This window comes from Pokkaliibacter sp. CJK22405, assembly GCF_046614695.1.
Lineage (GTDB): Bacteria > Pseudomonadota > Gammaproteobacteria > Pseudomonadales > Balneatricaceae > Pokkaliibacter.
Genome location: NZ_JBKKHQ010000012.1, coordinates 380651 through 387554, shown reverse-complemented (window position 1 = coordinate 387554; position 6904 = coordinate 380651). Strand labels below are relative to the sequence as shown.

The 6904-nt window shown below is 47.7% G+C and carries 6 protein-coding genes; 2 read left to right on the top strand and 4 right to left on the bottom strand.

Annotated features, from left to right (window positions below):
• Positions 1-501: 501 nt before the first annotated feature.
• Entirely contained in the window at positions 502-1791 is a 1290-nt protein-coding gene (gene tyrS / locus ACKC9G_RS08930) for a tyrosine--tRNA ligase (protein WP_411404598.1), read from the bottom strand.
• A gap of 148 nt (positions 1792-1939) precedes the next feature.
• Here tyrS and ACKC9G_RS08925 point away from each other — a divergent pair, with 148 nt between their 5' ends.
• Together ACKC9G_RS08925 and ACKC9G_RS08920 are read left to right on the top strand one after the other, a co-directional pair.
• The gene (locus tag ACKC9G_RS08925) at positions 1940-3655 is read left to right on the top strand and encodes a peptidoglycan DD-metalloendopeptidase family protein (RefSeq protein ID WP_411404597.1); all 1716 of its coding nucleotides are present in this window, start codon (positions 1940-1942) and stop codon (positions 3653-3655) included.
• Complete coding sequence (locus tag ACKC9G_RS08920) at positions 3645-4760, top strand: anhydro-N-acetylmuramic acid kinase (protein WP_411404596.1); 1116 nt, start codon at positions 3645-3647, stop codon at positions 4758-4760. Before ACKC9G_RS08925 ends, ACKC9G_RS08920 begins: the two co-directional genes overlap by 11 nt.
• A gap of 37 nt (positions 4761-4797) precedes the next feature.
• Here the strand turns inward: ACKC9G_RS08920 and ACKC9G_RS08915 are convergent, their stop codons facing one another.
• The 3 genes from ACKC9G_RS08915 to argC all read right to left on the bottom strand — a co-directional run bounded on the left by ACKC9G_RS08915 (position 4798) and on the right by argC (position 6767).
• Positions 4798-5241: a hypothetical protein gene (locus tag ACKC9G_RS08915; RefSeq protein WP_411404595.1), complete on the bottom strand. Its 444-nt coding sequence runs from the start codon at positions 5239-5241 to the stop codon at positions 4798-4800.
• A gap of 19 nt (positions 5242-5260) precedes the next feature.
• On the bottom strand, positions 5261-5608 hold the full coding sequence (erpA, locus tag ACKC9G_RS08910) for an iron-sulfur cluster insertion protein ErpA (protein WP_411404594.1): 348 nt from the start codon (positions 5606-5608) through the stop codon (positions 5261-5263).
• 124 nt (positions 5609-5732) lie between these two features.
• The gene (gene argC, locus ACKC9G_RS08905) at positions 5733-6767 is read right to left on the bottom strand and encodes an N-acetyl-gamma-glutamyl-phosphate reductase (protein WP_411404593.1); all 1035 of its coding nucleotides are present in this window, start codon (positions 6765-6767) and stop codon (positions 5733-5735) included.
• Positions 6768-6904 lie beyond the last annotated feature (137 nt).

Below are 6904 nucleotides of genomic sequence, written 5' to 3'. Positions count from 1 at the left end.
AGGTCTTGTCTCTGACTATCTTGTCGATACCCAGTACAAGCACCCACACGAATTATCCGATTCATTTTTAAAGAGCAAGCCGATCCGCGTTGCGTCTCAGCGATCAAGAGGTGCGCATTCTACCGAACCGCTCAAGTTTGTCAAGGAGTCTTTTGCGTTAGCGTTTTGACTCATTGAAGTAACTACAAAACTCGGTGATCACTCACTTCACTTCCAAGCAGCTACTTGCTTGATTTTACTCTTGTTTTTCCCGACTTGGCGGTGCGCCTCGTCGTTCAGTGGGGGCGCATTATAGACCTTTGAATGAGTCCGTCAAGGGGTAAAACCAAGAAAAACCAATTTCAGGCTCATGACGCCCGAAAACGCTCCAACGGGGGCTGAGAGCATTCAAAGGATGAGCTTCGCCGAACTGCGCGAAGCCAATAACTAAAAGCACAAACAGCAGATATAAAAAAGCAGCGGCCAAGGGCCGCTGCTTTTCAGTACAGCATTTGGGAATGCTTAACGCACAAACAAGTGATGCTTCTTCTTACCCAGCTTCACGAGGAAATACTTTCCAAAAAGAGCATTCGCAGAGTCGAAAACCCCTGCAGCAGCCATATTAGAATCCAACCCAAGCTCAGAGCCATTTACAACAACAGCATTGCGTTGCAACGCATCCTTTACCTGTTTTCCATTGGAAGCGATCTCAGCTTCAACCAACAGGGTAGTAAGCGGTTTATCAGCGAGTTCCAAAGGTAACACTGAACTGGGAAGACCATCCTGAGCCAACTGTTGGTAATCTGCTTCAGACAAACTGGACACATCACCAGAAAACAGCGCCTCTGTGATTCGCACCGCTGCATCCATCCCTTGTTTACCGTGCACAAGCTCAGTTACAGCTCGTGCAAGCACACGCTGAGCTTCAGGTTTACCCTCGCGCGCTTTATCCTCAGCCTCCAACTGGTCGATTTCGCCAACACTGATGAAGGTAAAATATTTCAGGAAACGATAAACATCAGCATCAGGCGTCTGAAGCCAGAATTGATAGAACGCATAAGGTGAAGTTTTGTTAGCTGCAAGCCAAACAGCACCGCCTTCAGTCTTGCCAAATTTGGTTCCATCAGACTTTGTGATCAGAGGAAGTGTCAGACCAAAAGTCTGCTCGCCATTCATACGACGCGTCAGATCAATCCCACCAGTAATATTTCCCCACTGATCAGAGCCACCGATCTGCATAGTACAACCGTACATTTTATTGAGCTGCTGGAAGTCATAAGACTGGAGGATCTGGTATGTAAACTCTGTGAAGGAAATCCCTGAGTCTTCACGTTCAATACGCTGTTTAACCGACTCCTTAGCAATCATTTTATTTACAGTAAAGTGCTTACCGATGTCGCGTAAAAACGTCAGCACATCAACATTGCCTGTCCAGTCAAAATTGTTGACCAGTAACGCTCCATCTTTATCGTTAAAGTCGATAAAACGTGAGATTTGCTCTTTAAGCCTCTCGCCCCATACTTTAACGATATCACTTGTCTGCAACTGACGTTCCTGAGCTTTGAAACTAGGATCGCCGATCAGTCCTGTAGCCCCACCAACCAGGGCAATTGGACGATGCCCATGCTCCTGAAAACGTTTAAGCATGAGCAAAGGAACCAGGTGACCCAGATGAAGGCTATCTGCAGTGGGGTCAAAGCCGCAATAAAGCACCCGAGAACCTGACGTCAGATGTTGCTCCAGTTCCGCTTCTGAGGTCATTTGGGCAATCAGCCCTCTGTCCTTGAGTTCTTGTAAAAGTGCTTTGCTCATTAGGCTTTCCCGTTATCACAAACTTTGAACAGCAGTCTATCGACAAAACGTGACTGCCGCCGTTATCAGACATGGCCGGAAATTCTAGCGAGAATGGCGCCTGCGGGGAAGAAAAGAGCGTGAAAAGAGTTCAACTAATAGATCTTTGATGTTATTTTTGACCACAAATTTTTATGCTTTTTCAGTTTCATCAATTCTGTTTTCTGTGAGTCATCGTTTAATGGTTTTTTATAAGATTCTCAGTCGCCTCCCAAAACTACACGTTGCGGCCATTTTTATGGTTGGCACGGTTGTAGGCGCGCTAATTTTTGTCCCTTCTGAAAATGTCTCTGCAACCCGCTCCCCTGACGCTGAGAAGAATTCTATCTCGCTCAACCTGGGGCAATCCCCCTCTGATAGCAATGACTCTGTCGTCACCAGCTCCAGTGATAGCGACGCTGAACTTGGCAGCATCCCGCTCGAGATCAATATGAACACTCAGGTGGCGCAGTCAAATGACTCATCCGATGCATCCGAGTCGGCAGATCCGTCTGTAAACATGACACTTTTCACACCCGATCAGAATGTCGACGAAAGCCAGGATGATAGTAACGAAGATTACGGCAGCGACGCAGATGATTTATCCGCGGAAATTGCTAAAAGCCAAAATGACATCGAAGACCTGACGCCCCAGGAACAGAAAGCCCTTGAGAACGAAGGCAAGATTGAAGAACCCACTGCGACGGAAGTTGCCAGCGATGATGATATGTCTCTGGCCAAAGAAGGTAGCAAAGTAGTCACCGTCGAGTCAGGCGACAATCTGACATCCGTTTTCCAACGCGCAGGCTTCACCATAGCCAAGGCTATTGAAGTAGACAACGCATTCAAGAAAGAGCGCCCCTTCCGCAATCTGCACCCTGGTGATGTGTTTACTTTTGAATCAAATGACGGCAGTGATCTACAAAAACTGCAATACAAACGTGGCGTATTTAGTACGGTTGTAGTTGAACACACAGACAAGGGTTACACCCTCACTCAGGAAGTAACTGCGCCCACTATCAAAGAGCGCATGGTAAAAATGACAGTCAAGGACTCCCTCTTCAACGCATCTAAAGAAGCCGGGGTTCCTTATCGCCTAATTGCCAACATGTCGACACTTTTCACTAACGATATTGACTTCCGTAGTGACGTGCGCAAAGGCGATACCTTCACTCTGATCTTTGAAGAGAAATACATTAAAAACCGCCTAGTTGGGATGGGTGACATTCTTGCTGCGCGCTATACCAATGCCGGTAAATCTTTTTATGCCATCCGCTATGAAGACAAAACCGGAGACGTTCACTACTACGATGAAAACGGCGAAGGAAAACAGAAAGCCTTCGATAGAACACCGGTTCCGGGAGCACGCATTTCTTCTCCATTCAGCCCCCGTCGCTATCATCCAAAACTTCACCGTTGGCGCGCCCATGAAGGTGTCGACCTTGCCGCTCCTTATGGGACACCTATCCATGCCACTGGTTACGGCAAGGTGATCTTTAAAGGTGTAAAAGGAGGTTACGGCAACGTGGTAGTACTGGCCCACAGCAACGGTATCAGCACACTTTATGCACACATGAAGGGCTTTGCCGCTGGCCTAAACAAAGGCGACAAGGTGAAACGGGGCCAAGTGATTGGTTATATTGGCACCACTGGCCTGTCTACCGGCCCTCATGTGCACTACGAAGTTCGACTGAACAATGTGCACAAAGACCCAATGAAGGTAGCACTACCGAAGTCTGACAGTTTAACCGGCCGTGCAAAAACAGCATTCATGGGCAGCGCGAAGAAAATAGTAGCAGCGATGAATGGCAAAACACCGCTTAATGTCGCCCTGAATGACAAGTAATAACGAGTATTATATTGGCCTAATGTCTGGCACCAGCATGGACGGTATTGATGCCGTCCTCGCTGAGATCTCTTCCCCAAACAGCCCACTTGCAATAAGAACAGTTTCCACAGCCTCAGCCCCCTTCTCCGCAGAGCTTTACAAGACCCTCGATAGCTTATCCCGCTCAGGTGAAGATGAGATATATCGATTAGGCCAAGCAGATATCCATCTGGCTCATACCTACGCATCCTTGGTAGAGAGTTTATTAACTAACAGCGGCATCCATCGTGATGAGATCATGGCTATAGGTAGTCATGGCCAGACCATACGCCATCATCCTGACATCGCAACACCCTTCACACTCCAGATTGGTGACCCTAATACGCTTGCTGAGCTTACAGATATCAATGTCGTAGGGGATTTTCGTCGAAGAGATATTGCCGCAGGAGGTGAAGGCGCACCCTTGGTCCCAGCATTCCATCAAGCACTTTTTGGCTCTACAGATGATTTTCGTATTCTGTTAAATATTGGCGGTATGGCCAACATCAGCATTTTGGGTCAGCAAGATCTCCTTGGCTACGATACCGGACCAGGCAACATACTGATGGACAGCTGGTGCAGACAGCACCTTGGCAAAGGCTTTGATCACAATGGCGAATGGGCAGCCTCGGGTAAAATAGATACTGCCTTACTTGACAGCCTACTTGGTGAAGCCTATTTTCACGCCCCCTTCCCAAAGAGCACTGGCAGAGAGTTATTCAATCTGACTTGGCTCAAAAGCCATACAGAAGACTTTTCTCTGTCTCCTGAAGATATTCAAGCAACGCTTACCGAGCTCACAGCAACTTCAATTGCCAACGAGATCTCCAAACACAACAGTGCAGGTGAGATTTATGTTTGCGGAGGCGGCGCTCTTAATAGCCACCTAATGAGTCGCTTAGCGAATGCTTTACCACGATGGAAAGTAAAAAGTACAACTGATCTGGGGGTAGATCCTCAGTGGATGGAAGCATTAGCGTTTGCCTGGCTTGCACGACAGCGAGTGCACAAACTTCCTGCCAATGCACCAACAGTCACCGGCGCTAAAGGTCTACGGATTTTAGGCGCACTCTACGAAGCCTGAAGTTAGATAAGGTTTGGATTTAGGAAAAACGACTAACCTAGAACTGCAAATAGCCTTGCTGCTCCAGGCGATCTTCTTCAGCCGGTCCATAAGGGACCGTTTCCACGAACGCGGGAAGCTCTGATCTCTTTACACCGTTATCTCGCATCCATGTTTCACAGATTTTTAGATCAATGACATGGAAAGCATCCAATCTAGCGGCAAGATCAACCAGCATTTTATTCGCCGGATAGTTCATCCGCGTAAAAAACCTCGCCTCATCTCCATGCAGAACAAGTGTCAACGGTGGATAATCAGGATAAACATCCATTCGATCCTGAAGCAGCACATCAGCTCGTTCGAGAATTAAGGTTAACTCGAAAGCATCGTGGCGAGTAATCGCAGCAAGATATCTTGGAGGAGAATTTTCATCAGACGCAAAGTCTTCAGAAAAGGCAAAGCTGGAAGCCATCATCAGCATCAAACCGAAAAAATAGCTCACCAGCTCCATTGGGGGAATGTTAGATACTGAAGCTGGAACCGCAGCCACAGGTAGTTGTGGCATTAGGGTTACTGACTAAAAACTGTGAGCCTTGCAGCCCTTCTTTATAGTCGACCACAGCACCAACAAGATACTGATAACTTAGCGGATCAACCAGCATAGTAACGCCGTCACTTTCTACGACGGTATCGTCCTCAGCTTTATCTTCATCAAAAGCAAAGCCATAAGAAAAACCGGAACAACCCCCTCCAGTAACAAAGACACGCAATTTAAGACCGGGATTCTCTTCTTCCTCGATCAGGCTACGCACTTTACGGGTGGCATTTTCAGTGATGCTGATGGGTGCAGCAAAGGCATCTTCTACCATTGCAGTAGATACTCCTTCAAAAAACCTAGCAATTTTGTAGGGTATAAGTGTACACCATGACTACACGATACGACAGCATAGCCATGGAAATAACTGTTATAAGATTACAACAGTTACAGCGCACTCAGGGCATGAGAGCCACAATATCCAGCCCCTGCTTTTCAGCAAATCCGAACATAATATTCATATTCTGAACTGCCTGCCCAGCAGCCCCTTTTACCAGGTTATCTATCGCAGAAAGGATAACAACTGTATCGTCATTTTGCGGCTGATGAATGGCGATTCGGCAAATATTAGAACCTTTCACCGAACGGGTTTCTGGATGCGACCCCGCGGGCAATACATCAACAAAAGCTTCATTGGCATAGCGATTTTCAAAAAGCTCCTGCAATTTTCCAACCGGGTCTTTCAGGCGTGCGTAGAGAGTGGCATGAATACCACGAATCATCGGTGTCAGATGCGGGACAAAAGTCAGCCCTACAGGTGAGTTGTTTGCCATCAACGCCAGACCCTGCCGAATTTCTGGCAAGTGTCGATGACCGGGCACACCATAGGCTTTCAGGCTTTCACTGGCTTCAGTCAACAAGGAAGGTACTTTAGCCCCCCGGCCGGCACCGCTGACACCAGACTTGCAGTCTGCAATCAGATAACGCCGGTCAATCAGATCATTCTCCAGTAATGGCATGAAACCCAGCTGAACAGCCGTCGGAAAGCATCCAGGATTCGCTACCAAACGTGCAGACTTAATCGCTTCACGATTCATTTCAGGCAAGCCATAGACCGCCTCTTCAAGCACCTTAGGACAAGCATGATCCATTCCGTACCATTTGGCCCAAAGCTGAGCATCGCGGATACGAAAGTCAGCCGCCAGATCGATAACTTTCACACCTGCAGCCAGTAATTCAGGCACTTGAGTCATCGCAACGCCGTTAGGTGTGGCAAAGAAAACCACATCACATTGTGATAGAGTGTCGACGTCAGGATTGGTGAAGACCAGATCTACGTGGCCACGCAGGTTGGGATACATTTCAGCCACGGGCATTCCGGCTTCAGATCGGGAAGTGATGACTTCCAGAGAAACTTCCGGATGCTTGGCCAGCAGTCTCAGGAGCTCTACACCTGTGTAGCCGGTGCCACCAACAATTCCTACCTTGATCACAGCAGTACCCTTTCGCATTAGTCAAATGACAATGTATTCACCCTTGAGCCCATCTTACAGGTTGCCTTGCTCCTAGATTAAAGGTTGCTCGACACCTGAAGCTCATCGGGAAGTATTACGTAATCATAAGGCTGAGA

Excerpts from the sequence above, each read along its gene's own strand:
- ACKC9G_RS08920 (WP_411404596.1), top strand. The coding sequence starts at position 3,645 with ATGACAAGTAATAACGAGTATTATATTGGCCTAATGTCTGGCACCAGC.
- tyrS (WP_411404598.1), bottom strand. The coding sequence starts at position 1,791 with ATGAGCAAAGCACTTTTACAAGAACTCAAGGACAGAGGGCTGATTGCC.
- ACKC9G_RS08925 (WP_411404597.1), top strand. The coding sequence starts at position 1,940 with ATGTTATTTTTGACCACAAATTTTTATGCTTTTTCAGTTTCATCAATT.
- erpA (WP_411404594.1), bottom strand. The coding sequence starts at position 5,608 with ATGGTAGAAGATGCCTTTGCTGCACCCATCAGCATCACTGAAAATGCC.